Annotated in this window: 24 protein-coding genes; 17 read left to right on the plus strand and 7 right to left on the minus strand. The window is 73.4% G+C overall.

All coding sequences use genetic code 11. The features are described 5' to 3' along the window. The coding region (locus ABME01_RS13035) for a glycerophosphodiester phosphodiesterase (protein WP_353828855.1) at window positions 1-923 on the plus strand (923 nt) is incomplete at its 5' end. Window positions 924-926: 3 nt separating this feature from the next. Here ABME01_RS13035 and ABME01_RS13040 read toward each other — a convergent pair. Both ABME01_RS13040 and ABME01_RS13045 read right to left on the minus strand, forming a co-directional pair. Continuing rightward, a complete protein-coding gene (locus ABME01_RS13040; RefSeq protein ID WP_353828856.1) occupies window positions 927-1475 on the minus strand; it encodes an O-acetyl-ADP-ribose deacetylase in 549 nt (182 codons plus the stop codon). Between the two features lies 1 nt (window position 1476). Further along, entirely contained in the window at window positions 1477-1755 is a 279-nt protein-coding gene (locus ABME01_RS13045; RefSeq protein WP_353828857.1) for a metal-sensitive transcriptional regulator, read from the minus strand. A 96-nt stretch (window positions 1756-1851) separates the two neighbouring features. Between ABME01_RS13045 and ABME01_RS13050 the strand changes: the two genes are divergently transcribed. Beyond that, window positions 1852-3810 carry a DUF2207 family protein gene (locus ABME01_RS13050; RefSeq protein WP_353828858.1) on the plus strand — a complete coding sequence of 653 codons (1959 nt, stop codon included), beginning with the start codon at window positions 1852-1854 and terminating at the stop codon, window positions 3808-3810. Between the two features lie 33 nt (window positions 3811-3843). Here the strand turns inward: ABME01_RS13050 and ABME01_RS13055 are convergent, their stop codons facing one another. Further along, window positions 3844-4056, minus strand: coding sequence for a hypothetical protein (locus ABME01_RS13055; protein WP_353828859.1), 213 nt, complete (start codon window positions 4054-4056; stop codon window positions 3844-3846). A 305-nt stretch (window positions 4057-4361) separates the two neighbouring features. On the opposite strand from ABME01_RS13055, the gene ABME01_RS13060 reads away from it, so the two are divergent. The 5 genes from ABME01_RS13060 (at window position 4362) to ABME01_RS13080 (ending at window position 10642) form a co-directional block, all read left to right on the plus strand. Further along, a complete protein-coding gene (locus ABME01_RS13060) occupies window positions 4362-6485 on the plus strand; it encodes a DEAD/DEAH box helicase (protein WP_353828860.1) in 2124 nt (707 codons plus the stop codon). Between the two features lie 154 nt (window positions 6486-6639). Next, window positions 6640-7671, plus strand: coding sequence for a 6-phosphofructokinase (locus tag ABME01_RS13065; protein ID WP_353828861.1), 1032 nt, complete (start codon window positions 6640-6642; stop codon window positions 7669-7671). A gap of 5 nt (window positions 7672-7676) precedes the next feature. Continuing rightward, window positions 7677-8195 carry an 8-oxo-dGTP diphosphatase gene (locus ABME01_RS13070; RefSeq protein WP_353828862.1) on the plus strand — a complete coding sequence of 173 codons (519 nt, stop codon included), beginning with the start codon at window positions 7677-7679 and terminating at the stop codon, window positions 8193-8195. A gap of 259 nt (window positions 8196-8454) precedes the next feature. Beyond that, entirely contained in the window at window positions 8455-9879 is a 1425-nt protein-coding gene (locus ABME01_RS13075; protein ID WP_353828924.1) for an NCS2 family permease, read from the plus strand. Between the two features lie 7 nt (window positions 9880-9886). Beyond that, window positions 9887-10642 carry a phosphotransferase gene (locus ABME01_RS13080; RefSeq protein WP_353828863.1) on the plus strand — a complete coding sequence of 252 codons (756 nt, stop codon included), beginning with the start codon at window positions 9887-9889 and terminating at the stop codon, window positions 10640-10642. Between the two features lie 61 nt (window positions 10643-10703). Here the strand turns inward: ABME01_RS13080 and arfB are convergent, their stop codons facing one another. Together arfB and ABME01_RS13090 are read right to left on the minus strand one after the other, a co-directional pair. Further along, entirely contained in the window at window positions 10704-11141 is a 438-nt protein-coding gene (gene arfB, locus ABME01_RS13085; RefSeq protein WP_353828864.1) for an alternative ribosome rescue aminoacyl-tRNA hydrolase ArfB, read from the minus strand. Window positions 11142-11148: 7 nt separating this feature from the next. Continuing rightward, on the minus strand, window positions 11149-12486 hold the full coding sequence (locus ABME01_RS13090; protein ID WP_353828865.1) for a uracil-xanthine permease family protein: 1338 nt from the start codon (window positions 12484-12486) through the stop codon (window positions 11149-11151). Between the two features lie 168 nt (window positions 12487-12654). Here ABME01_RS13090 and ABME01_RS13095 point away from each other — a divergent pair, with 168 nt between their 5' ends. The 3 genes from ABME01_RS13095 to ABME01_RS13105 all read left to right on the plus strand — a co-directional run bounded on the left by ABME01_RS13095 (window position 12655) and on the right by ABME01_RS13105 (window position 16105). Then, window positions 12655-12945 (plus strand): hypothetical protein, encoded by a 291-nt coding sequence (locus ABME01_RS13095; RefSeq protein ID WP_353828866.1) that lies wholly within the window; start codon window positions 12655-12657, stop codon window positions 12943-12945. A 95-nt stretch (window positions 12946-13040) separates the two neighbouring features. Beyond that, window positions 13041-14417, plus strand: coding sequence for an adenylate/guanylate cyclase domain-containing protein (locus tag ABME01_RS13100; protein WP_353828867.1), 1377 nt, complete (start codon window positions 13041-13043; stop codon window positions 14415-14417). Between the two features lie 227 nt (window positions 14418-14644). Then, on the plus strand, window positions 14645-16105 hold the full coding sequence (locus tag ABME01_RS13105) for an aspartate ammonia-lyase (protein WP_353828868.1): 1461 nt from the start codon (window positions 14645-14647) through the stop codon (window positions 16103-16105). Window positions 16106-16141: 36 nt separating this feature from the next. Here ABME01_RS13105 and ABME01_RS13110 read toward each other — a convergent pair whose 3' ends face one another. Together ABME01_RS13110 and ABME01_RS13115 are read right to left on the minus strand one after the other, a co-directional pair. Continuing rightward, a complete protein-coding gene (locus tag ABME01_RS13110) occupies window positions 16142-17017 on the minus strand; it encodes a fumarylacetoacetate hydrolase family protein (protein ID WP_353828869.1) in 876 nt (291 codons plus the stop codon). Window positions 17018-17114: 97 nt separating this feature from the next. Continuing rightward, window positions 17115-18707 (minus strand): AlkA N-terminal domain-containing protein, encoded by a 1593-nt coding sequence (locus tag ABME01_RS13115; protein WP_353828870.1) that lies wholly within the window; start codon window positions 18705-18707, stop codon window positions 17115-17117. A gap of 74 nt (window positions 18708-18781) precedes the next feature. Between ABME01_RS13115 and ABME01_RS13120 the strand changes: the two genes are divergently transcribed. The 7 genes from ABME01_RS13120 to ABME01_RS13150 all read left to right on the plus strand — a co-directional run bounded on the left by ABME01_RS13120 (window position 18782) and on the right by ABME01_RS13150 (window position 25191). Then, window positions 18782-20197, plus strand: coding sequence for an FAD-binding oxidoreductase (locus ABME01_RS13120; RefSeq protein ID WP_353828871.1), 1416 nt, complete (start codon window positions 18782-18784; stop codon window positions 20195-20197). A gap of 9 nt (window positions 20198-20206) precedes the next feature. Then, window positions 20207-21376, plus strand: a complete 1170-nt coding sequence (locus ABME01_RS13125; protein WP_353828872.1) for a PrsW family intramembrane metalloprotease — start codon at window positions 20207-20209, stop codon at window positions 21374-21376. A gap of 189 nt (window positions 21377-21565) precedes the next feature. Further along, window positions 21566-21934, plus strand: a complete 369-nt coding sequence (locus ABME01_RS13130) for an FKBP-type peptidyl-prolyl cis-trans isomerase (RefSeq protein ID WP_353828873.1) — start codon at window positions 21566-21568, stop codon at window positions 21932-21934. Between the two features lie 191 nt (window positions 21935-22125). Continuing rightward, on the plus strand, window positions 22126-22959 hold the full coding sequence (locus ABME01_RS13135; RefSeq protein ID WP_353828874.1) for a DUF4397 domain-containing protein: 834 nt from the start codon (window positions 22126-22128) through the stop codon (window positions 22957-22959). A gap of 5 nt (window positions 22960-22964) precedes the next feature. Beyond that, on the plus strand, window positions 22965-23669 hold the full coding sequence (locus ABME01_RS13140; RefSeq protein ID WP_353828875.1) for a class F sortase: 705 nt from the start codon (window positions 22965-22967) through the stop codon (window positions 23667-23669). A 120-nt stretch (window positions 23670-23789) separates the two neighbouring features. Beyond that, complete coding sequence (locus ABME01_RS13145) at window positions 23790-24356, plus strand: RNA polymerase sigma factor (RefSeq protein ID WP_353828876.1); 567 nt, start codon at window positions 23790-23792, stop codon at window positions 24354-24356. Beyond that, window positions 24337-25191, plus strand: a complete 855-nt coding sequence (locus tag ABME01_RS13150; protein WP_353828877.1) for an anti-sigma factor — start codon at window positions 24337-24339, stop codon at window positions 25189-25191. Before ABME01_RS13145 ends, ABME01_RS13150 begins: the two co-directional genes overlap by 20 nt. Window positions 25192-25198 lie beyond the last annotated feature (7 nt).

The following is a 25198-nucleotide window of genomic DNA, read 5'->3' on the forward strand; positions in this document are numbered from 1 at the left end:
ACCCAGCGACCGCGGCCCCCGCCAGCCGAGCCGTCCGCCGCCTCGCCCATCCGCCCCGACCGCTCGTGCGCATCCCGCTCGCCGCCGTCGGGATGCTCGCCACGGCCGGCCTGCTCTGGACGGCCGCCACCCCGAACGACGTGTACGCCATCGACGTCTTCGGCGCGCTCCGGCAGCCGGGGGAGGCCGCGGCGATCATCGGGCACCGCGGCGACCGCTCGGCGGCGCCCGAGAACACCATGCCCGCCCTCGAACTCGCGATGGACGAACTCGCGTACGTCGAGACCGACGTACGGCTCACCCGGGACGGCGTGCCCGTGCTCTTCCACGACACCGGCCTCGACCGCGTCACCGGCCGCGACGGTCGCGTGGAGGACCTCGACCTCGACGAACTCGAGCGGCTCGACGCCGGGGCGTGGTACTCCGGCGACTGGGCGGGCGAACGGATCCCGACGCTCGACCGATTCCTCGCCGCCCTCGCCGAACGCGACGAGGCGCGCGCGCTGGTCGAGCTCAAGGCGACCTGGACGCCGTCGGAGGTGCGCGTCGTGCTCGACCTGGTCGAACGGCACGGACTCCGAGGGCGCGTGGTGCTGCAGAGCTTCAGCGTCGAGACGCTGCAGTCGATCCGCCAGGTCGCCCCGACCACGCCGCGGATCATGCTCATCCGGGAGCTCCCGGCCGACCCGGTGCCCATGGCGGACGAGCTCGGCCTGATCGGCTACGGCACGACCGCGGCCTCGGTGACCGCAGCGCCGGAGGCGATCGACGCCGCGCACGCGGCGGGCATCGCGGTGCTCTGCTACACGCTGAACACGCAGGACCGGTGGGAGGAGGTGAGCGCGCTCGGCGTCGACGGCATCATCACCGACCAGCCGAGCGACCTCGACGCCTGGATCGCCTCGACGGCTCCCGGCACCTGACCCTCAGCGCACCGTCACGTCGGCGCCCAGCCGGTCCGCTGCCGCGACGAACTCCGCGTGCATGCGCTCCGAGAAGAGGACGAACCGCACGAGCGCCGGCGCGCGGTCCGCCTCGGCCGCGACGCCGACGGCGACCTCGGCCGCGTCGTCGGCCGGCCAGCCGTAGACGCCCGCCGACACGGCCGGAAGGGCCACGGAGGTCGCGCCGAGCTCGGCCGCGACCCGGAGCGAACTGCGGTAGGCGCCGGCGAGCAGCAACCGGCGTCGTGCCGCCTCCTCGCCCGCGCCCGGCCAGACCGGGCCGACGGTGTGCACCACCCAGCGCGCCGGGAGCAGGCCCGCGGTCGTCGCCACCGCCTCGCCGGTCGGCAGCCCGTCCGGCAGCGACGTCGCCCGCAGGCGACGGCACGCCTCGAGGACTGCAGGCCCGCCCGCCCGGTGGATCGCGCCGTCGACGCCGCCGCCGCCGAGCAGGGTCGGGTTCGCGGCGTTCACGATCGCGTCGACCCGTTCGCGCGTGAGGTCGCCCGTCACGAGCTCGATGCGCGGCACGTCACCCCCGGTTGTTGGAGAGCTCGAAGATGCGCACGAGCTCGGCGACCGCCTCCTCGCGCTGGTCGCCGCCCTGCTCGTACATGTGCGACACGTGGGTGCGCAGGTGGTTCTCGACGAGGAGCTTGTTCAGCGAGCCGAGCGACTTCTGGACCGCGAGCGAGAGCGTGATGATGTCCACGCAGTAGTCCTCGTTCTCGATCATCTTCTCGATGCCGCGGAGCTGGCCCTCGATGATCTTCGTGCGGTGCAGCGCCCGCTTCTTGATGTCCTCGATCACCTCGTCAGGATACGCCCGGGCGCGATACCCGGCACCGTATGCCGGGACGCCGACGCGGGGCGTGACGGGCCGCATTCCGTTCGCTAGCGTGAGCGCATGGCCACCCCGCGCCCGCTACGGCGCCGCACACTCCGCCACGCCCTCGCGGGCCTCGTGCTCGCGGGCTCGGTGCTGCTGGGCGCGCCCTCCGTCGCACTCGCCGCGACGGCCCCGAACGACGCGCTCCACTCCGCGCCGCTCGCGGCCGTGTCGTCCGCGGCGGACGTGGACGACTTCCGGTTCGCGAGCTTCGACGCCGTCTACGACCTCGACCGCGACGACGGCGGGCGATCGACGCTCCGCACCACCGAGACGCTCGTCGCCGTCTTCCCTGAGATCGACCAGAACCGCGGCATCCGCCGCGCCATCCCACGCTGGTACGACGGCCACCCCACCGACGTGGCGGTGGTCTCGGTGGTCGACGAGACCGGCGCGCCCCGCGAGTACGAGGTCGACCGCAGCGAGGACGGCGAGTTCGTGCTCGTGACCGTCGCGGCCGCCGACTACGTGCACGGCGAGCAGACCTACGTGATCACCTACGACCAGCGCAACGTCACCTTCGATCCGTCGGACGTCGCGCTGCAGGAGTTCTACTGGGACGTCAACGGCACGGGATGGCGCCAGCCGTTCGGCGTCGTCCGCGCCACCGTGCGCCTGGCACCCGACCTCGTCCCCGCGTTCACGGGCGACGTCGCGTGCTATCGCGGGTACGAGGGGTCCACGACCCCGTGCGAGCGGCTGTCACCGCTCGCGGACGGCGAGCCCGTGGTGGTCGCCGAGGCGAGCACGCTCGGACCGTTCGAGAACCTCACGGTCGCGCTCGGTTTCGAGCCCGGCACCTTCGCGCCGCGGGACGAGCGGTTCACCTCCTCGCCTGCGGCGATGACCTCGCTCGTCGGCGCGATCCTCGCGGTCGCCCTCGCGGTGGTCGCGGGCGTGCTCCGCGGGACGCGCTGGCGCTCCCATCCCGGTCGCGGCATCATCGTCGCCGAGTACGAGCCGCCCGACGGCCTCACCCTCATGGAGGCGGCCGACCTCGTCGGCGCGGCGGGGAAGGGGATCACGGCGACGCTCCTCGACGAGGCGGTGGGTCGCCGCGTGCGGATCGTCGAGACGGGGTCGCGACGGTACTCGGTCGAGCTGGCCGGCCCGATCGACGGCGCCGACCGCGACGCGACGCGAGTGCTCCGCGCGCTGTTCGGTGCGGTCGCGCCGATCGGCGCGCGTCGGGACCTGCGCTCGCAGGATCGCACGCTCGGCACGCGGCTCGCGAGCCTGCGCCGTTCCGTGCACACCCGGGTCGTGCGGGAGGGGCTCCGGCGCACGCCCGCGCGCGGTGCACGCGGGCTGCTCGCGGTGGCGGCCATCGGGTCGGCCGTGCTCGCGGCCGTGTTCGGGTTCGTCGCGCTCGACGACCGCATGGGCGGCCACTGGCCGTGGTCGACGATCCTGCTCGGCGGGGTCGCCGCGCTCGCCACGATCGCGATCGTCTCCGGCGTGCGACCCCTCACCGAACGCGGTCGCACGGCGCGCGACCACCTCGAGGGTCTGCGCGAGTACATCCGGCTCGCCGAGGCCGACCGCCTGCGCGTGCTCCAGTCGCCCACGGGTGCCGAGCGCGTGCCCGCCGCGGCGCCCGCGATCCCGCCGCCGGCACCCGACGCCAGGGCGAGCGGCCGGCCGGCCCCCGTCGGGCCCGGCACCGGCGCCGTCCCGGACCCGGCGACCGTGCTGCGGCTCAACGAGCGACTGCTGCCCTATTCGGTGCTGTTCGGCATGGAGAAGGAGTGGAGTCGAGTGCTCGCCGCGCTGTACGCGGAGCAGGGTCGCGAACCCGACTGGTACGCGGGACGCAGCGGGTTCAACGCCGGGTACTTCGCCGCGAGCGTCGGCTCGTTCAGCAGCGCGTCCAACTCGAGCTGGTCGGGGTCCTCGTCGAGCTCGTCCTCGAGCGGGTCCGGCGGGGGCGGCTCCTCGGGCGGTGGTGGCGGCGGCGGCGGTGGCGGCGGGGTCTGACCGCGGTCGACGGACGCGCCTCCCGGCGCGCGCTCAGTCCTCGTCGGCCGCCGCGACGGCTGGGTCCTCCGGCAGCACGACGCGGCGCTCGGCGTCGATCCCCACGACGTCGTCCTGGTCGTCCTCGCCGGTCGCGCGTGCCTCGTCGGCGCCGGACTCCGTCCGGGGCGGCGCCTCGCCGTCCTGTGCGACCTGGAACTCGTGATCGTCGGCGATGTCCCCGCCGACCCCGGTCGACTCGTCCATGCCACGAGACTAGCCCCGCCGGCGGCGGCGCGACAGGGCTGCACGTGGAGGGATCAGGGGGCCCTCGACTCCCCGTGTCCCGAACGTATTCGCGCCGACCCGCTCCCGGCGCGTAGAATGTCCCCCGGCGCTCGACGGATCCATTCGCGGGCCGACGGCCGGGGGACTCGCTCCGCCATGCTCGGCACATCACGGATCCGGTGCACCGCGACGGCCACGCTCGCTTCGTTCCCGTCGCCCGGTGCCGGCTACCCGCCCGTGGCCACGGGCGCCGGATCGCATCGGGCCCAGACAGGGGAGGACCATTGGCCCAGACGAGGCAGCGACAGCGCACGCGCTCGCGCGACGACGACGCGCCCATCATCCCGATCCTCGCGCGCAAGGTCCGCGAGGTCGAGCAGAAGGCCCAGAAGAACAAGCTGGGTCCCACCAACCGCACGAAGTTCCAGGTCATCGCGCTGCTCATGCGCGAGGAGCGGGCCCGGGTCAGGGCCGACCCCGACATCGGCGACGCCGCACGCGCCGAGCTGCTGAAGCGACTCGACGGCATCGCGCAGATCCTCGCGAAGACCGCGGCGCGCGACACGAGCCTCATCACGCTGCTCGAGCCCGACGCCTCGATCTCGACGGTCGCGCAGCGCTTCCGTCGCGACTGGCTCCTCGAGTCGGGCGCGGAGCTCAGCGAGGACGAGCTCGTGATCGTCCGCGAGTCCGAGCCCCTGCCCGTGCTCTCCGAGAACCAGGTCGTGCCGCCCTCGGTGAAGTCGCGGAAGCTGGCGAACCCGTTCCTCGCACCGGACTTCAGTCGCGGCGCCCAGCCGACCGTGCCGGTGCGACGGCTGGCCAACTGGGAGCTGCTCGGGCCGCTCTTCAAGTCGTTCGAGTCGGGCTCTGGCGGCCAGGCGGCGTCGATGGACCTGCCGGAGGCGCCGCGGGTGGACCGGCTCTCGCCCCGCGGGCTCGAACTGATGCCGCACCAGGCCCGGTTCGTCGAGTCCGCCCGACAGGGCCACCGCCGGTTCCTGCTCGCCGACGAGCCCGGCCTCGGCAAGACGGCGCAGTCGGTGCTCGCGGCATCCGTCGCCGACGCCTACCCGCTGCTGGCCGTCGTGCCGAACGTCGTGAAGATGAACTGGGCGCGCGAGGTCGAACGCTGGACCCCGCACCGACGCGCGACCGTCATCCACGGCGACGGCGACACGGTCGACGCCTTCGCCGACGTGATCGTCGTCAACTACGACGTGCTCGACCGGCACATGTCGTGGCTGTCGACGATGGGCTTCCGCGGCATGGTCGTGGACGAGGCGCACTTCATCAAGAACCTCCAGTCGCAGCGCTCGCGCAACGTGCTCGCGCTCGCCGAGCGCATCCGCGAGGACGGCGCCGCGGGCGACCCGCTGCTGCTCGCCCTCACCGGTACGCCGCTCATCAACGACGTCGACGACTTCCGTGCGATCTGGCAGTTCCTCGGCTGGATCGAGGGCGACCGCCCGTCGCCGTCGCTGCTCGGGCAGCTCGAGGAGACCGGGCTCACGCCCGCCGACCCCGGCTTCTACCCGGAGGCGCGGCGCAGCGTGATCGACCTCGGCATCGTCCGCCGCCGCAAGGTCGACGTGGCCGCCGACCTGCCCGACAAGCGGATCGCCGACCTGCCCGTCGAGCTCGACGACGAGCTCGGGCGCTCCATCCGCGCCGCCGAGCGCGAGCTCGGGAACCGGCTCGCGAGCCGCTTCCGCGCGCTCGTCGAGTCGCGCAAGCTCCGGGTCGGCGACCTCGACGAGCTCGAGCGCGACCAGTTCATCCGGGCGGTCGCCCTGTCCGAGCTCGAGGAGTCGAAGTCCTCGAAGTCCGGCGAGAACGTCTTCACGATGGTCCGGCGGATCGGCCAGGCCAAGGCCGGCCTCGCGGCCGACTACGCGGCGCAGCTCGCCCGTTCGGCGGGCAAGGTCGTGTTCTTCGCCAAGCACATCGACGTCATGGACCAGGCCGAGGCGTCGTTCGCGGCGCGGGAGCTCCGGACGGTGTCGATCCGCGGCGACCAGTCCGCCGTGGCGCGCCAGGAGGCCATCGACGCGTTCAACTCCGACCCGGAGGTCTCGGTCGCGGTCTGCTCGCTCACGGCGGCCGGCGTCGGCGTGAACCTGCAGTCCGCGTCGAACGTCGTGCTCGCCGAGCTCAGCTGGACCGCGGCCGAGCAGACGCAGGCGATCGACCGCGTGCACCGCATCGGCCAGGACGAGCCCGTGACGGCGTGGCGCATCATCGCGGCGCACACCGTGGACGCGCGCATCGCCGAGCTCATCGACCAGAAGCAGGGGCTCGCGCTCCGCGCGCTCGACGGCAGCGATGTCGAGCCGGGCTCCGCCGACTCGGTGCAGCTCGATGCGCTGCAGCACCTGCTCCGGCAGGCGCTCGACGGCGCCCTGTAGGGCCATGCGGGCGCGGGCGGAGCGCGCACCGGGGCGGGCGGCCGAGGTCGCCGAAGCGGCCGGAGCGCGCCCGCCCCGCTAGACTCCCCACGTTCGCGCCCCGACGATGCGGCACCCCCGCGGACGTCCACCCCTCACGAGGAGTCACACAGGCATGAAGATCGGCATTCTGACGAGCGGCGGCGACTGCCCCGGCCTGAACGCGGTCATCCGCGGCGCCGTCCTGAAGGGCGTCATCTCGCACGAGGCGGAGTTCGTCGGGTTCCGCTGGGGGTGGCGGGGCGTCGTCGAGGCCGACATCATGCCCATCACGCGCCACGACGTGCGGGGCCTCTCGAAGCAGGGTGGGACGATCCTCGGCTCGAGCCGCACGAACCCCTTCGAGGGCGAGCGGGGCGGACCCGACAACATCCGTGCGACCCTCGAGGAGCACGGGATCGACGCGATCATCGCGATCGGCGGCGAGGGCACGCTCACCGCGGCCCGACGCCTCGTCGACGAGGGCGGGCTGCCGGTGATCGGCGTGCCGAAGACGATCGACAACGACCTCGCGGCCACCGACTACTCGTTCGGGTTCGACACCGCGGTCGAGATCGCGACGGAGGCGATCGATCGGCTCCGCACGACGGCCGAGTCGCACGACCGCTGCATGGTGCTCGAGGTCATGGGCCGGCACGTCGGGTGGATCGCCCTGCACTCGGGCATGGCCGGCGGCGCCCACGCCATCCTGATCCCCGAGCAGCCGATGGGCATCGAGGAGATCTGCGAGTACGTCGAATCCGTTCGCGAGCGCGGCCGCGCCCCCCTCGTCGTCGTCGCGGAGGGCTTCAAGCTCGACACCATGGACGAGGCGCACTCGCACCTCGGCCTCGACGCCTTCAACCGCCCGCGCCTCGGCGGCATCGCCGAGAAGCTCGCGCCCATGATCGAGGAGCGTACGGGCATCGAGTCGCGCCACACGGTGCTCGGCCACATCCAGCGCGGCGGCGCGCCCTCGGCGTACGACCGGGTGCTCGCGACGCGGCTCGGCATGGCGGCGGTCGATGCCGCGCTCGATCGCGCGTGGGGCAGCATGGTGACCCTCCGCGGCACCGACATCGAGCGCGTCACGATCGCCGAGGCCACCGGTGGGCTCAACAGCGTGCCGCAGGCGCGGTACGACGAGGCGAAGATCCTCTTCGGCTGAACCGCGTGGGCGACCAGCCGATGCAGGCCCCGGGCGAGCGGATGGCGCTGCCCGAGGTCTGCGTCTGCTACGTGCTCCGCGAGGTCGACGGGCGCACCGAGGTGCTCCTCGGCCGCAAGAAGCACGGGCTCGGGGAGGGCAACTACGTCGGCCTCGGCGGCAAGCTCGAGCCGGGGGAGTCGGCCGTCGACGCGGCCGTGCGCGAGGTGCACGAGGAGTCGGGTCTCGTCGTCGCCGGCGGCGACCTCGAACCGCGCGGCCGGCTGACCTACCTGTTCCCGCACCGCGAGGCGTGGAGCCAGGTCTCCAACGTCTTCGTCGTGCGGTCCTTCCTCGGCGCTCCGGGTCCGTCCGACGAACTCGATCCGGAGTGGTTCCCGCTCGAACGCGTGCCCCTCGCCGAGATGTGGGACGACGCGCGCCGGTGGCTGCCCGGGGTGCTCGCGGGGGGACGGGTGCGGCGCACCTACGTGTTCGGGGCGGACCTCGCCACCGTCGTGGATGAGCACGACGCGCCATCCTGACGTACCATCGACTCGGCGCCTCTCGCCCGCTCGGACCGCACCGTCCGGCAGGCGGCGCGCCGAGCCCGCCGCCTCGCGGCCCGGGCCACCGTCGTCCCGCGATCCGCTCATCCCGAGCGACCCACACCCGTGCGCCCCGGCGCACCCGACCCACGCAGGACGACGCATGACGACCGGACCCGACACGACCACCGCCGACCCCGAGGGGACCGAGCCCGCCGGCACCGAGCCTCGCACCACCGAGCCCTCGCCGCGATCTATGCGCGGCGCGCTCGACCGCTTCTTCGAGATCAGCCGGCGCGGCTCGACCATTCCGGCCGAGATCCGCGGCGGCGTCGTGACCTTCGTGACGATGGCCTACATCGTCATCCTGAACCCGATCATCCTGTCGGGCGGCACGGACGTGGCCGGCGACGACCTCGGATTCGCCCAGGTCGCCGCGGTCACGGCGCTCACCGCCGGCGTCATGACGATCCTCTTCGGGCTCGTCGCGCGCCTGCCGTTCGCGTTCGCCGCCGGCCTCGGCATCAACTCCTTCCTCGCCGTGTCGGTCGTGGGGCAGGTCACCTGGCCCGAGGCCATGGGGCTCGTGCTCATCAACGGCCTGATCATCGTGCTGCTCGCCGCGACCGGCCTGCGCCGGCTCATCTTCGAGGCCGTGCCCCTGCCGCTGAAGCTCGCGATCACCGTCGGCATCGGCCTGTTCATCGCCTTCATCGGCTTCGTCGACGCGGGCTTCGTCACCGCGACCGGCGCCGCCTCGCCGCCGGTCGGCCTCGGCGTCGACGGCTCGGTCGGCACCGTCCCGACCATCGTGTTCGTGGTCACGCTCCTGCTGACCGGCATCCTCGTCGCGCGACGCGTCAAGGGCGGCATCCTGATCGGGCTGCTCTCGGGCACCGTGCTCGCGCTCGTGCTCGAGGCGATCCTCGACCTCGGCCCGAAGTTCGGCGCCGACGGCAGCGTGAACCCGCAGGGCTGGGGCCTCTCGGTTCCCGAACTGCCCGCGCAGTGGGTGAGCCTGCCCGACCTCTCGCTCGTCGGCCAGGTGAGCTTCGGCTCCTTCGAGCGCATCGGCGTGCTCGCGGCCCTCATGCTGGTCTTCACCCTCGTCTTCACGAACTTCTTCGACGCGCTCGGCACCATGACCGGCCTGTCGAAGGAGGCCGGCGTCGCCGACGCCAAGGGCGAGTTCCCGCGACTGCGCTCCGCGCTCGTCGTCGAGGGCGTCGGCGCCGTCGCCGGCGGGTTCACCTCGAGCTCGTCGAACACGGTGTTCATCGAGTCGGGCTCCGGCATCGGCGAGGGCGCGCGCACCGGCCTCGCGAACCTCGTCACCGGCGTGCTGTTCCTGCTCGCGATGTTCCTCACGCCGCTCACCTCGGTGGTGCCCTCGGAGGTCGCGGCCGCGGCGCTCGTCATCGTCGGTGCGCTCATGATGTCGCAGATCCGCGAGATCGACTTCCACGACTTCAGCGTGCTGCTGCCCGTGTTCCTCACGGTGACCGTGATGCCCCTGACCTACTCGATCGCCAACGGCATCGGCGCGGGCTTCGTCAGCTGGGTGATCGTGCGCTCGTTCGCCGGCAGGGCCCGCGAGATCAGCCCGCTGCTGTGGATCGTGGCCGCCGGGTTCGTGGTCTACTTCGCTCGCGGACCGGTCGAGGCGCTGCTCGGGGGCTGAGCACGGCGTGGACACCGGGCGGCCCCTGGACGGCGGCAACGCGAGCGGACCGGTCGTCCGCATCGGCGAGACCGTGCGCAAGGCCTGGTCGGACGCAACGCCGCACGTGCATGCGTTCCTGGACGCCGTTCGCGCCGCAGGCGTCGACGCGCCGGCCCCGAGGGGCCGCGACGAGCAGGGCAGGCAGGTGCTCGAGTTCGTCCCGGGGCGCCTGGCGATGGATGCCGTCCCGCTGACCCGCGACGACCTGCATCGGGTCGGCGCGATGGTGCGGGCGATCCACGACGCGAGCGCCCCGTTCGTCCCTGAGCCGGATGCGACGTGGGAGTGCGCGATCCCCGCCCCCGCCGGGGACCTCGTCTGCCACAACGACCTCGCGCCGTGGAACCTCGTCGTCGGCGAGCGCTGGGTGTTCATCGACTGGGATGCCGCCGCGCCGTCCACGCGCCTGTGGGACCTCGCGTACGCCGCGCAGGCGTTCACGCTCGGGGACGTCGGTCGGTCCCCGCAGGATGCGGGCCGCGACCTCGCCGCGTTCGTCGACGGCTACGCCGCGGACCGCTCCCTGCGAGAGGCCCTGCCGACGGCGATGGCGCAGCGGTCCGCGGCGATGCTCGAGCTCCTGCGGTCGGGACACGAGTCCGGCGAGGAGCCCTGGGGGTCGATGTACGTCGACGGGCACGGCGACCACTGGGCGGCCGTGACCCGCTACGTCGCCGCCCACCGGGCGCGCTGGGCGAGGGCGCTGCAGGCGGAGCGCTGACGGCTCCCGGCTGCGCGCGCCGCGATGCGTCCGGCGTCCGACGGCGAGCGCCCCGCGCGGATCAGTCGCCGGGCGGGCGGCGCAGGCGCTTGACGTCGGTGCGCCGCTTCTTCGCCGCCAACCGCCGTTCCCTGGAGCCTCGACTCGGCGTGGTCGGTCGACGTGCCGGTGGGGGCGGGCGCAGCGCGTCGGCCACGACGTCCGCGAGTCGCGCCCGGGCCGCCTCCCGATTGCGCAGCTGCGCGCGGTGCTCCGAGGCGGTGATCGTCAGCACCCCGTCGACGAGGCGGTTGCGCAGTCGATCCAGCAGGCGATCCCGCTGGAGGTCGGAGAGGACGGCCGAGCCCGCGACGTCCCACACGAGCTCCGCCCGGGAGTCGGCGGTGTTCACCCCCTGGCCGCCGGGCCCGGACGAGCGCGAGAAGCGCCACGAGAGCTCCGACTCCGGAATGGTCAGTCCGGAGTCGACCCGCAGGCCGGGGCGATGAGGGGATGGCATGGGTCCATCATCCTCGCGGGTCGGTCGCGTCCGCCTCGGGCGTCGGCGGCTCGGCCGGCAGTCCCGTGCCGCGCCAGCGGGCGATGCCGTGCATCACGTGGTAGATCACGATCGCGGCGACCGTGCCCAGGGCGATGCCGTTGAACACGACCGACCCGGTCGAGAACGTGAAGTCGGCGATGCCGATCACGAGGGCGGTCGCGGCCGTGAACTGGTTCACGGGACTGCGGAAGTCCACGCGGTTGTCGACCCAGATCTTCACGCCGATGATGCCGATGAGCCCGTAGAGCGCGGTCGTCACGCCGCCGAGCACGCCCGGCGGGATCGTGTTGATGAGCGCCCCGACCTTCGGCGACAGGCCGAGCAGCACCGCGAACGCGCCGGCCACCCAGTACGCGGCGGTCGAGTACACGCGCGTCGCCGCCATCACGCCGATGTTCTCGCCGTACGTCGTGGTGCCCGATCCGCCGAACATGCCGGCGAGCGTCGTCGCGAGCCCGTCGGCGAGCAGCGCGCGACCGGTCGACGCGTTCACCGCGGGATCGGTCATCTGCGCGACGCCGCGCACGTGGCCGACGTTCTCGGCGACGAGCACCAGTACGACCGGGAGGAACGCCGGGAGCAGTCCCCAGACCGCGGCGTCGGCGATCGGGTTCGCCGGCAGGTGGAAGCTCGGCAGCCCGACCCACGCCGCCGCGCCCACCGCGGCGAAGTCGACCTCGCCCTGCGCGACGGCGACGACGTAGCCGATGACGACGCCGACGAGGATCGACATGCGCCCGAGGATGCCCCGGAACAGCACGCTCGCGACGATCACGGCCGCGAGGGTCACGATCGCCGTCACCGGCGCGGCCTCGAAGTTCGTGCGCGCCACGGGCGCCAGGTTCAGGCCGATGAGCGCGACGATCGCGCCCGACACGACGGGCGGCATGAGGACGTCGATCCAGCGCGAGCCCGCGACCTGGACGACGACGCCCACGAGCGCGAGCAGCACGCCGACCACGACGATGCCGAACAGTGCCGCTCCCATCGGGTCGTCGATCGATCCGGCGGCCGTCGCCGCGGTGATGGGGGCGATGAACGCGAACGAGGATCCCAGGTAGCTCGGCACCCGGTTGCGGGTCACGAGCAGGAAGAGGATCGTGCCGATGCCGGAGAAGAACAGGGTCGTCGCGGGCGGGAAGCCCGTGATCACCGGGACGAGGAACGTCGCGCCGAACATGGCCACGACGTGCTGCGCGCCGAGGCCGATGGTGCGCGGCCACGAGAGGCGCTCGCCGGGCGCCACGACGTCGCCGGGGGCGACGTGGGTGCCGTCGCCGTGCACGGTCCAGGGCAGGGACATGGGGACTCCGATCAGGGGGCTCGGTTCGCGCTCGGCGATTCGCACGGATGCTACCGGCGCTCGCGCGGTGGCGTCAGCCGCCCCGCCGATGCGGGGGTCAGCCGGATGTCGCGGCGGGCCGGGCGTGCCTAGCGTGGAGGTCGTATCCACGGACAAGGAGATCGACCCATGACCACCGCCACCCCCGCACCGGCGACCGACGTCGAGACGCGCGGGTTCGCCGTCTCGAGCCTCGTGCTCGGAATCCTCTCGCTCGTCGCCGGCTTCACCTTCGTCGTGCCGATCGCCGGCCTCGTGCTCGGCATCCTCGCGCTGCGACGCGAGCCCGCGGCACGCACCATGGCGATCTGGGGCGTCGCACTCAACGGCGTCCTGCTCGGCGGCGCCGTGCTCGCCGCCCTCGGCTTCCTCGCGTTCGGGCTGCTCCTGCTGCCCCTCGCACCGCTCGCCTTCATCTGATCGCGATCCGCCGCCCGTCATGGGCCCCGACCCGACCGGTCGGGGCCCATCGCATGGCGCGGGTGTCGGCGCTACCCTGACGCTGGGGGGGCGGAATGGACGGGGAGCGCGGCGTACCGATGCCGGCGTGGGGTGCGGGAGCGCCCGAACCACGCTATGCGGAGGTCGAGGACGGCTCCGTCGCCTACCAGGTCTTCGGCAGCGGCTCGCGCGACCTGCTCATGATCGGCAACTGGGCGAGCAACATCGAGATCATGTGGGAGCACCCCTCGATGGTGCGCTACCTCGAGCGGCTCGCCCGGTTCGCCCGCGTCGTCTGCTTCGACAAGCGCGGTGCCGGCATCTCCGACCCGGTCGCGATGGGGGCGCTGCCGACGCTCGAGCACTGGATGGACGACGCGCGCGCGGTGCTCGACGCGGTTGAGTCGACGTCGGCGACGCTGCTCGGCGACGCCGAAGGCGGGCCCATGGCGATGATGCTCGCGGCGAGTCATCCGCATCGCACCGATTCCCTGGTGCTCGTCAACACCTTCGCCCGCATGCTCCGCGCTCCGGACTACCCGATCGGCCTCCCGGAGACGTCGGTCGAGCGCCTGCTCGAAGGATGGCGGCGGGCGTGGGGCACGGGGGAGGTGCTCGGGCTCAGCGCCCCGAGCGCGGTCGACGACCCGCAGTTGCAGCGGTGGATCGGGCGGTACATGCGCCTCTCGGCATCACCTGCCGCGGCGACCCGGATGTACCGGTGGGTGCTGCAACTCGACGTCCGCTCCGTGCTGCCGAGCATCCAGGCCCCCACCCTCGTGCTCCACCGCTCGGGGAACCTGCACTACCGCATCGCGATGGGCCGATACCTGGCCGACCATATCCCGGGCGCCCGACTCGTCGAGCTGCCCGGTGCCGACTGGTACCCGCAGTTCCTCGACGCCGAGCCGCTGCTCGACGAGATCGAGGAGTTCGTCACGGGCGACCGGCCGGTCCCGATCGACGACCGCGTGCTCGCGACCGTGCTCTTCACCGACATCGTCGGCTCGACCGATCACGCCGCCCGGCTCGGCGACCAGCGCTGGCTCGACCTCAAGCTCGCCCACGACGCCCTGGTGCGGTCGCTGATCGAGCGACATCGCGGCAGGGGCGTCACGTCGACCGGCGATGGGTTCCTCGCGCTCTTCGACGGTCCGGCGCGCGCGGTGCGCTGCGCATGGGAGATCACCTCGGCGGTCCGCTCGCTCGGGATCGAGGTGCGAGCAGGGGTGCACAGCGGCGAGGTCGAGTTCAACGGCGGCGAGGTCGCCGGGATCGCGGTGCACCTGGCGTCGCGGGTCATGTCGCTGGCCGGTCCGGGCACGGTGCTCGCGTCCGGGACCGTGAAGGACCTGGTCGTCGGCTCGGGCATCGGATTCGAGGACCGAGGGGTCCACCTGCTCCGGGGCGTGCCGGGGGAGTGGCGGCTCTTCGCGGTGTCGGGGGTCTGAGCGGCGCCGAGGCGCGCCCGCCGAGCGCACCACGCGGGAAACGGACGCCGTGTACAGCGGATGCGCACGCAACGTACACGCTGCAGCGGGAATCGCCGCACGCCCGCGAGTAGGCTCGGGGGCGAACAGGCGCGGCGATCCCGCGCGAACCACGAGGCGATGGAGCCAGAGTGTCGATGACCCGACCGCATCCCCGAACCGTCGAGAACGTCCGATCGGAGGACGAGGTGATCACCACGAACACGACCGAGACCAGGACCGAGACGGACTCGCTGGGATCGGTCGAGATCCCGCACGACGCGTACTGGGGCGTGCACACCAAGCGCGCCCTCGAGAACTTCCCGATCTCGAAGCGCCCGATCTCGGTCTATCCCGAGCTCGTCGTCGCGCTCGCCCAGGTCAAGCAGGCCGCGTGCCGCGCCAACAAGGAGCTCGGAGCCCTCGAGCCGCGCAAGCAGGCGTGGATCGATGAAGCGTGCCAGCGCATCATCGACGGCGAGTTCCACGACCAGTTCATCGTCGGCGTCATCCAGGGCGGCGCCGGCACCTCGACCAACATGAACGCGAACGAGGTCATCGCCAACGTCGCGCTCGAGATCGCGGGGCAGCCCAAGGGCCGCTACGACCTCATCCACCCGATCGACGACGTCAACCGCAGCCAGTCGACGAACGACACCTACCCGACCGCGCTGAAGCTCGCGATGACGATGTCGCTCACGACGATGCTCGCGGAGCTCGACGCCCTGCGCATCTCGTTCGGCCGGAAGGGCCGCGAGTTCCACGACGTGCTCAAGGTCGGCCGCACCCAGCTGCAGGACGCGGTGCCGATGACGCTCGGCCAGGAGTTCCACGGCTTCGCGACGACCCTCGGCGAGGACATCGCGCGGCTGCGCGAGACCATCAAGCTGCTCTCCGAGGTGAACCTCGGCGGCACGGCCGTGGGCACGGGCATCACGGCCGACCCGGGCTACGCCGCCGCCGTCGTCCGGCACCTGAGCGAGATCACGGGCCAGCGACTCGAGACCGCCCCCGACCTCGTCGAGGCGACCAGCGACACGGGCGTCTTCATGACGTTCTCCAGCGCGCTCAAGCGCAGCGCGATCAAGCTCTCGAAGATCTGCAACGACCTCCGGCTGCTCTCCTCCGGTCCGCAGGCCGGGCTCGGCGAGATCAACCTCCCGCCGAAGCAGGCGGGCTCGAGCATCATGCCGGGCAAGGTGAACCCCGTCATCCCCGAGGCGGTCAGCCAGGTCGCCTACGCGGTCGCCGGCGCCGACGTCACGGTGATGATGGCCGCGGAGAACGGCCAGCTGCAGCTGAACGCGTTCGAGCCGGTGATCGCGCACTCGCTGCTGCAGTCGATCACCTGGATGCGCCAGGCCTGCTGGACGCTGCGCGTGAACTGCGTGGACGGCATCACGGCCAACACCGAGCGCCTCGACGCGCAGGTCGCCTCGAGCGTCGGCGTGATCACCGCACTCATCCCGTTCATCGGCTACACCGAGGCCGCGAAGCTCGCGAAGGCGGCGCTCGCGACCGGCCGGCCGGTGGCCGACCTCGTCGTCGAGTCCGGGCTCATGACGCGCGAGGACGTGACCCGCCAGCTGATGCCGTCGCGCCTGTCGGGCGTGCACCCCATCACGCAGGCCGTCGACGTGGTCGAGCGCAAGGGCGAGCCGAGCGACTGATCCCGGGCCGCGGCGCGACCCGGTCGCGCCGCGGGCTCAGATCACGCGGCAGTGCGTGGTCAGCGACCCGATGCCCTCGATCGAGACCGTCACGGTCGAACCGTCGCGCAGGAACACCTGCGGATTGCGGGAGTAGCCGGCTCCGCCCGGGCTCCCGGTGGAGATCAGCGTTCCCGCAGGGAGGGTCGCGGTGCGGGACAGGTACGCGATGATCTCGGCGACGCTGCGGACCATCTCGTTCGTCGAGGCGTCCTGCAGGATGTGGCCGTCGAGGTTGGTCGTGAGCCAGAGGTCCTGCGGGTCGGCGACCTCGTCGGCGGTGACGACCACGGGCCCGGTCGGCGTGAAGCCGTCGAAGGACTTGCAGCGCGACCACTGGGCCTCGCTGAACTGGATGTCGCGGGCCGTGATGTCGTTGACGACGGTGTAGCCCCACACGTGGTCGAGGGCGTCGCGCGCCGACACGTTCCGGGCCGGACGGCCGATGATGACGCCGAGTTCCGCCTCGTAGTCGACCTGGGTCGCGACGTCGCCCGCCCAGGTGGTCGTCGCCCCGTGGCCGGTGAGCGAGTTCGGCCAGAGCGAGAAGATCGTCATGGCGGACTCGGATCGCAGCTTCAGCTCCGAGGCGTGCGCGGCGTAGTTCGCGCCGATCGCGAGCACCTGCGCGGGCCGGAGCACCGCGGACTCGTGCCGCAGGTCGGCGACCGCGCTGGTGGCCGCGCCAGACGCGATGGCGGCGTCGACCGCCGAACGGACGCCGTCGAGTGCCTCGGGGCCGCGCTCGATCAGGTCCTGCAGGTCGCGCGGCGCGTCGTCCATCACCTCGTCGAGGAAGAGTGCCTGCTCGTCGTGGACCGCCGCGAGTCGTGGGGTCGTCTGGCCTTCGACTCGGAGGTGCGCGAACTTCACCGGTCTAGGCTATCGGCCGGGCTCGTCGCAGGCCTGTGCAGAACGTACAACGAACCGTGCCGGATGCTCCGTCACGTCGACAAGTCGGCCCGGCGAATCAGTTCGCGGCCGCCCGCCACAGGTGCATCGACGCGTAGCTGCGCCACGGGGCCCACGCCGCCCCGCGCTCGGCGAGCGCTCGCGCCTCCCGGGGCAGGCCGAGCCGGGCGGCCCCGTTGCGCAGCGCGAGGTCGGAGACGAGCAGTTCGTCGGGCTCGCGGGTCACGCGCATCGCGAGGTACCCGGCGGTCCACGGGCCGATGCCGGGGATCGCGAGGAGCTCCGCGCGCAGGTCGGTGCGTTCGCGCTCGGGCGCCACGACGAGCTCGCCCGCGGCGAGCCGCGCGGCGACGTGGAGGATCGTGCGGATGCGCGCCCCCGGGCCGCGGAGCACCGCCTCGCCGTGCTCGGCGATGTCCGACGCGGTCGGGAAGAGGATGCGCGTGCGCCCGTCGAACTCGACCCGCTCGCCGAGCTCGGTGGCGAGCCGGGTGAGGGCGGTGCGGGCGGCCGCGACCGAGACCTGCTGCCCGACGAGCGCGCGGATGACGAGCTCGTGGGCGTCGAGGGTGCCGGGCATGCGGATGCCGGGCACCGCGGCCACGGCGGGCGCGAGCCCCGGGTCGGCCGCGAGCGCCGCGTCGATCGCCTCGGCGTCGGCGTCCAGGTCGAACAGCCGGCGCACCCGGGCGACGAGGGGCGAGAGGTCGGCGAGGCTCGCGAGGCGGGCCTCCACCTCGAGCGCCGGCGCCGATGGGACGGACGCGAGCCGGACGAGCGCGGGACCGGACGGCAGCGCCAGGGTGCGCTCGTAGCCGTCGGGTCCGGATTCCTCGACTCCGGGGAGGGAACGCGCGTCGAGCCAGGCGAAGACGCCGCCGGCGTCGAAGGGCGCCCTCGCGGGCAGCCGGAGCCGGACGACGCCGTTCTCACCGGCCGCGTCGGACGAAGTCGCGGAGGATGCCGGTGCCGTCGACGCCGGAGCGGCCGGGAGGTTCGCGGTCCCGGCCCGTCGGCGGCTCGAGGTGCGAGCGCGGGCCGAGGCCCGCAGCTCGAGCGGACTGCGTTCGTAGACCGCCCGTACGGTGTCGTTGAACTGGCGGATGCTGCCGAAACCGGCGGCGAACGCGACGTCCGAGACCCGCATGGACGTCGCCGTGAGCAGTGCGCGCGCGGTCTGCGCGCGGTGGGCCCGGGCGAGGGCGAGCGGCCCGGCGCCGAGCTCGGCGGTGAGTACGCGGGTCAGGTGCCGCGGGGTGTAGCCGAGTCGTGCGGCGAGCCCCGGCACGCCCTCGCGCTCGACGACGCCGTCGGCGATGAGCCGCATGGCTCGAGCCGCGAGGTCGTCGTCCAGGTCCCACTCGGGGCTTCCGGGGACGGCGTCGGGCAGGCACCGCTTGCAGGCCCGGAGGCCGGCCTCGTGGGCCGCCGCGGCGGTGCGGTAGAAGGTGACGTTGCGCGGCTTCGGCGGCGCGGCGGGGCAGCTCGGGCGGCAGTAGATGCCGGTCGAGTGCACGCCCGTGATGAACTGCCCGTCGAAGCGCTCGTCGCGGGCGAGCATCGCCCGGTACCGCTCGGCGAAGACGGGATCCGCGAGTGGGTCCGGCTCGGCAGCGGTGCGGCGCGCGCGGGTGGCGGTGGTCGTGCTCACGGGTCCAGCCTCGCATCCCGGGGCCCATCGGCATAGCGGGAATCGGACATCGCGGCGGCAGTACGCTGAACGGCATGAACCGCGATCCCGCACCGGCCGACCTCCGTTCGCGACTGGCCGACGCCTTCGACGATCGGGTGCTGTTCGACGGCCCCGGACTCGAGGCCGTGCGTGCCGACCGGTCGGGGCAGCGGAGCGACTCCCCGCCGCTCGCGCTCGTGCACGCGGCGTCGATCGACGACGTGCAGGCGCTCATGCGCATCGCGAGCGAGACGGGCACGCCCGTCGTGCCGCGTGGCGCGGGCACCGGGCTCGCCGGCGGTGCGATGTCGAGTCGCGGGTCGATCGTGCTCGACCTCTCCCGGATGGACCGGATCCTCGAACTCGACGTCGTGGACGAGCTCGCCGTCGTCGAGCCGGGCGTCCTGAACGGTCGGCTCGACGCCGCCGCGCGCCGGCACGGGCTGTGGTACGCGCCCGACCCCGCCAGCCGGGCGATCTCCTCGATCGGCGGGAACATCGCCACCAACGCCGGGGGACTGCTGTGCGCGAAGTACGGGGTGACGCGCGAGAGCGTGCTCGGGCTGGCCGTGGTGCTCGCCGACGGCTCCCTCCTGCGCACCGGCCACCGCACGGTGAAGGGCGTGACCGGCTACGACCTCACCGCGCTCCTGACGGGCTCCGAGGGCACGCTCGGCGTGATCGTGGAGGCGACCGTGCGCCTGCGCCCGGTCGTGCGCGGCGACGTCGAGACGGTGGCCGCCGCGTTCCCGGACGTCGAGTCCGCCGGCGTCGCAGTGGGGGCGGTGGCCGCGGCCCGTGTGCGCCCCGCCGTCCTCGAGCTCATCGATCCGGTCGGACTCGCCCGCGTCGCCGAGTACCTGGGGGCGGACGCGCTCGCGGGGACCCCCCTCGCCGACTTCGCCGAGGGCGAGACCTTCCTGCTCGCGCAGCTCGACGCGGGGGATGCCGCGGCCGAGGCGGAGGTCGTCGCGCGCGTGTTCGCCGAGGCGGGCGGGCGCGTCAGCCGCTCGACCGACGTCGCGACCGGCGAGCGGCTGCTCGACGTGCGGCGCGCCATGCACCCCGCGCTCGCGTCGCGGGGGAGCGTGCTCATCGAGGACGTCGCCGTGCCGCGTTCGAGGCTGCCCGAGATGTTCGGCGAGATCGCCCGGATCGGCGAACGGTACGGCGTCGAGATCCCGACGCTGGCGCATGCGGGCGACGGCAACCTGCACCCCAACTTCGTGTTCGAGGGCGAGGAGGTGCCCGAACGGATCTGGGCGGCCGCGAGCGACCTCTTCCGTGCGGCCGTTCGCCTCGGCGGCACGCTCACGGGCGAGCACGGGGTCGGGGTGCTCAAGCGGCGATGGCTGGCCGAGGAGCTCGGCGACGACTCGGTCGAGCTGCAACGCCGCATCAAGGCCGTGTTCGACCCCCGCGGCATCCTGAACCCCGGCGTGATGTTCGAGCCGACCAGCGATCGCTAGGCTGCCCGCGTGAGCCACGCCCAGCCGACCCCCGACCGACCCCGCCCGGACGCGCCGACGTCCGGCACGCCCGCCTTCCCGCACGCTCCGCGGCGCGCCGGCGCCGGTGTCGCCATCGTCGCGCTCATCGCCGTCGCGATCCTCGTCGGCCTGCTCGTCGCCGGCTACCTCGCGGTGGCGCTCGGCGTCTCCGTGCTCGTGGTCGGCACCGTCGTCGCACTGGTGCCGCTCGCGATCGTGCTGCTCGCGGTGCGCTGGATCGACCGCTGGGAACCCGAGCCGCGGTGGGCGCTCTGGCTCGCGTTCCTGTGGGGCGCGGCCGTCTCGGTCGCCATCGCGCTCATCGTCGACCTCGGCGTGCAGCTGTTCGCCGCGTTCACTCAGCCCGACGGCGCGACGACGGGACAGGCGATGGGGGCCGTCGTGCAGGCGCCGATCGTCGAGGAGCTCGCCAAGGGCCTGGGCGTGCTGCTCATCTACGCCCTCGCCCGCTCGCACCTGGACGGCCCGGTGGACGGCCTCGTCTACGCGGCGACGATCGCCGCCGGGTTCGCGTTCACCGAGAACGTGCTGTACTTCGGCGCCGCGCTCGTCGAGGGCGGCGCCCAGGAGCTCGGCATGACGTTCGTCGTGCGCGGCCTGTTCTCGCCGTTCGCGCACGTGCTCTTCACCGCGTGCACGGGGATCGCCGTGGGCATCGCGGCCCGACGCGGCCACGGCGCGAACGTGTTCGGCTGGTTCGCGCTGGGCCTGGCGTGCGCGGTCCTCCTGCACGCGTTCTGGAACGGCTCGCTCGCCTTCGCCGACGCGTTCGCGCTCTACTTCACCGTCCAGGTCCCGATCTTCATCGGCGCGATCGTGCTGGTCGTGCTGCTGCGCCGCGCCGAGCAGCGCGTCACCCGGGCGCGGCTCGCCGAGTACGCCGCGGCCGGATGGTTCAGTCCCGACGAGGTCGATGGGCTGTCGACCTGGGCGGGCCGGCGCGCGGCCCTCGAGTGGGCGAAGGCGCAGCGTCCGCCCCGCACTGCGGAGGTGCGGCGCTTCATCGCGGATGCCACGCGACTCGCCTTCACGCGCAACGCGATGGCGACCGGCCGCGCCGACGTGCGCCGCTTCGAGGACGAGCGGGTGCTGCTCGACGCCGTCTCGCGCGACCGGGCCGCGATCTCGGCGCCCTGACCGTGAGGCTCGGCATGGGCCCGGACAAGAGAAAACTCGTCGCCCCGTGGTGTGGCCTCAGCCGACAGCGCTCCGGGGCGACGAGTCTTTAGGGGTACAGAGTGCATCCTGTTCGCCCTCCGCGCAAGAGGGCGGTGGACGGGCGTCCGCGGATTGAACCGCGAGCCGGCATCCGTTTGGATGGAGGGCATGACTGATACGAACAGCAAGCCCGAGGTCGAGGCCCCGCAGGGACCGGCTCCCGCGGAGCTCGTCATCGAGGACATCGTCGTCGGCGACGGGGCGGAGGCCCAGCCGGGCTCGACGGTCGACGTGCACTACCTCGGCGTCGAGTACGACTCGGGCGAGGAGTTCGACTCGTCGTGGAGCCGCGGCCAGTCGATCAACTTCCCGCTGCAGGCGCTCATCGCCGGCTGGCAGGAGGGCATCCCCGGCATGAAGGTCGGCGGCCGCCGCAAGCTCGTCGTGCCCCCGCAGCAGGCCTACGGCACCGCCGGCGGCCACCCGCTGTCGGGCAAGACCCTGATCTTCGTGATCGACCTGCTCGGCGTCAGCTGAGCGAGGCTCGACACGCCGGCGAAGGCCGGCACCCCGTGCAGGGGTGCCGGCCTTCCCCGTTCCAGCCGGCCGGCGCCGGCCCACCCTCCGAGGAATCTCCATGCAGGTGCATCCGATCGACCCCCTCCGACCGAAGTAGGTGTTGAAGGCACGTCACCGCTCCGCACCGCGGGGCCGACCTGGAGGGAACCATGAACACGCTCTTCGCCGCCGGAATCGGGGTCGGTGCGCTCGTCGCACTCGGCGCCGCAGCACCCGCCAACGCCGCCGAGGACGCAGCCATGCTGTCCGTGCTCCACGGCGTTCCGGGCCTCACCGTCGACGTCTACGTCAACGACGAGTTGACGCTCGACGACTTCGAGCCCGGCGACCTCGCCGGACCGCTCGAACTGCCCGCGGGCACCTACACCGTCGCGATCACGGCGTCCGATGCGGCCGACGCGTCCGAGCCCGCGATCGGGCCGGTCGACCTGCCGCTCGAGGCGGGCATGAACTACACGGCCGCCGCGCACCTGGACGCCGAGGGCAACCCGACGGCCACCCTGTTCACCAACGACACGTCCGACATCGCCGCGGGCGAGGGTCGACTGACCGTGCGCCACATCGCCGCGGCGCCCGAGGTCGACGTCCTCGCGGGCGGCGACCCGGTGATCGAGGGGCTCGCCAACCCGGACGAGGCCACGCTCGACCTGCCGGCCGGCGTCGTCTCGGCATCGGTGGCCGCCGCCGGCACGACCGACCCGGTCCTCGGGCCGGCCGACGTCGACGTCGCCGAGGGCCAGCTGACCATCGCCTACGCGTGGGGCAGCCTCGAGGACGACAGCCTGGCGCTCGCCGTGCAGACCGTGGGCGGCATGCACTCGAGCCCGGACGGCGTGCCCGCGGGTGAGGCCGGCCTCGTCGCCACCAACTCGCCCCAGCAGCAGCTCGCCCTCGGGGGCGGCATCGGAGTCCTCGTGCTCGCTGCGTCCGCGGTCGCCGCGCTGACCACCCGTCGCGTCGCGACCTCGAAGACGGAGCGCTGATCCCGGTGGGAGGGAAGGAGGTCGCGGTCGGGCTCCTCGGGTGCCTGATCGCGGCCTCCGCCGTGTTCGGCCTCGCGGCCGGACGAGCGGCGGAGTCGTCGGGGGTCGACTCCGCCGCGCCGCCGGCGAGTGCCGCACCGCCGGCCGCGGCCGCTCCGGTCGAGGAGCGCGTCGCGCGGCCCGCGGCAGCGGCACCGCCGGCCTCGGTCCCGGACATCCCGCGGCAGTCGGCCGCGCTCGAGGACCAGCGCCGCACGGTCGTCCCCCGGCCCACCCGCCTCGAGGTCCCGGCACTCGGCATCGACGTGAGCGTGGAGCCGGTCGGGCTGGACGGCGACGGCGCCATGGGCCTGTTCGACGATCCCGCGATCGCCGCCTGGTATCGGTGGGGCCCGGCACCGGGGAGCGCGGCCGGGTCCGCGGTCATCGCCGCGCACGTGGACTCGCTCGAGTACCGCGTGCTGCCCTTCGCCCGCCTGCGCGACGCGACCCCCGGCACCGAGGTCGTCGTCACCGACGCGGAGGGCACGCGTCGCACCTACGCCGTGCAGCGGCTCGACGTGATCGAGAAGGCCGCCGTCGACTGGGATGCCGCGTTCGACCGGACGGGCGATCCGCGCCTGACGCTCGTGACCTGCGGCGGCGCATTCGACTACGACCGCCGAACCTACCTCTCGAACCTGGTCGTCACGGCGACCCCGATCGGCTGAGCCGGGGGAGCGATCGATATGCTGATGCCGACGTCGCAGGCGACCGCCGCGACGCCCCGCCCGCCGGCCCCCGGCGCGGTGGGCATCCGGACCCCGCGACGAGGGAGTGGACCCCGACCCGTGACCACCACGTTCGCCGACCTCGACGACCGGAGCCTCGCGCTCGAGTTCGCCGCCGGCGACGAGCGTGCGCTCCGGGAGGCGTACGCGCGCTGGTCGCCGCTGGTGTTCCGGCTCGCGTCGCGCTCGCTCGGCGACCGCACCGACGCCGAGGACGTCACGCAGCAGGTGTACATCTCGGCGTGGAAGGGCCGCGGATCGTTCGACCCGACCCGCTCGTCGCTCGGGGCGTGGATCGTCGGGATCACCCGGCATCGCATCGCGGACGCCCACGAGGCCCGGGCTCGGGCCCGTCGCCTCGACGAACGCCTGGCCGCGGAGGCGGCCGTCGACCCGCCGGTCGCGCACGACGACCTCGCCGACCGGGTGATGGTCGCCGAGGAGCTCGACCGGCTCGAGCCCGTGCCGAGGAAGGTCATGCAGCTCGCGTTCTACGACGAGCTCAGCCACTCGCAGATCGCCGAGCGGATGGACCTGCCGATCGGCACCGTGAAGAGCCATGTCCGACGCAGCCTGACCCGGCTGCGCACACGATGGGAGGTGGAGGATGGACCACATCGAGCCTGACGAGCTGGCGGTGCTCGCGCTGGACGGGCACGCGCCCGGGCCGGACGTCCGCGACCACCTCGCGACCTGCGAGCAGTGCGGCGAGGAGTTCGACGCACTCGCGCGGACCGTGGCGATCGGCCGCGGCGGCGCCGCCGACGCGGACGACGACCTCGAAGCACCGCCGTCGTCGGTATGGGCCGGAATCCACGCCGGACTCGGCCTTTCCGACGACCTCGCCGACGACCCGCTGGTCGAGCGGGCGCCCGCGCTCGCGGCCGGTGCCGACGCCGTGCGCGGGGCGAGCGGGTCCGAACCGGTGCCGGCGCCGATCGCCGAACCGTCGGCGCATGTTCCGCCGCGACGGCGGCGAACGCCCGCCGTCGCCGCGGGGGGCGCCGCGCCGCGCCGACGCCGGGGCCGCTGGCTCGTCGCCGCTGCGGCGGCCGTGACCGGACTGGTCGTCGGCGTCGGCCTCGGCCTCGCCGTGGGCGGCATCGCGCCCGAGCCGGAGCCCGAGGTCGTGCTCGCGACCGCGGAGCTCGACGCCTTCCCCGGCTGGGACACGGCGGGGCGCGCCGCGGTCGAGGAGGACGCCTCGGGGCAGCGGACGATCGTGGTCGACCTGGAGGCCCAGGTGCCGGAGGGCGAGGTCCGTGAGGTCTGGCTGATCCGGGCCGACGCGTCGGGCCTGGTGAGCCTGGGGCTCATGGAGGGCGACTCGGCCCGGCTCACCGTCCCCCCGGGGATCGACCTCGCCGAGTACCCGCTCGTCGACGTCTCGGCGGAGCCCGTCGACGGAGACCCCGGCCACTCGGGCGACTCGATCGTGCGCGGCGAACTGCAGCTCGCGTGAGCGCGCG

The organism is Agromyces litoreus (genome assembly GCF_040496015.1).
Lineage (GTDB): Bacteria > Actinomycetota > Actinomycetes > Actinomycetales > Microbacteriaceae > Agromyces > Agromyces litoreus.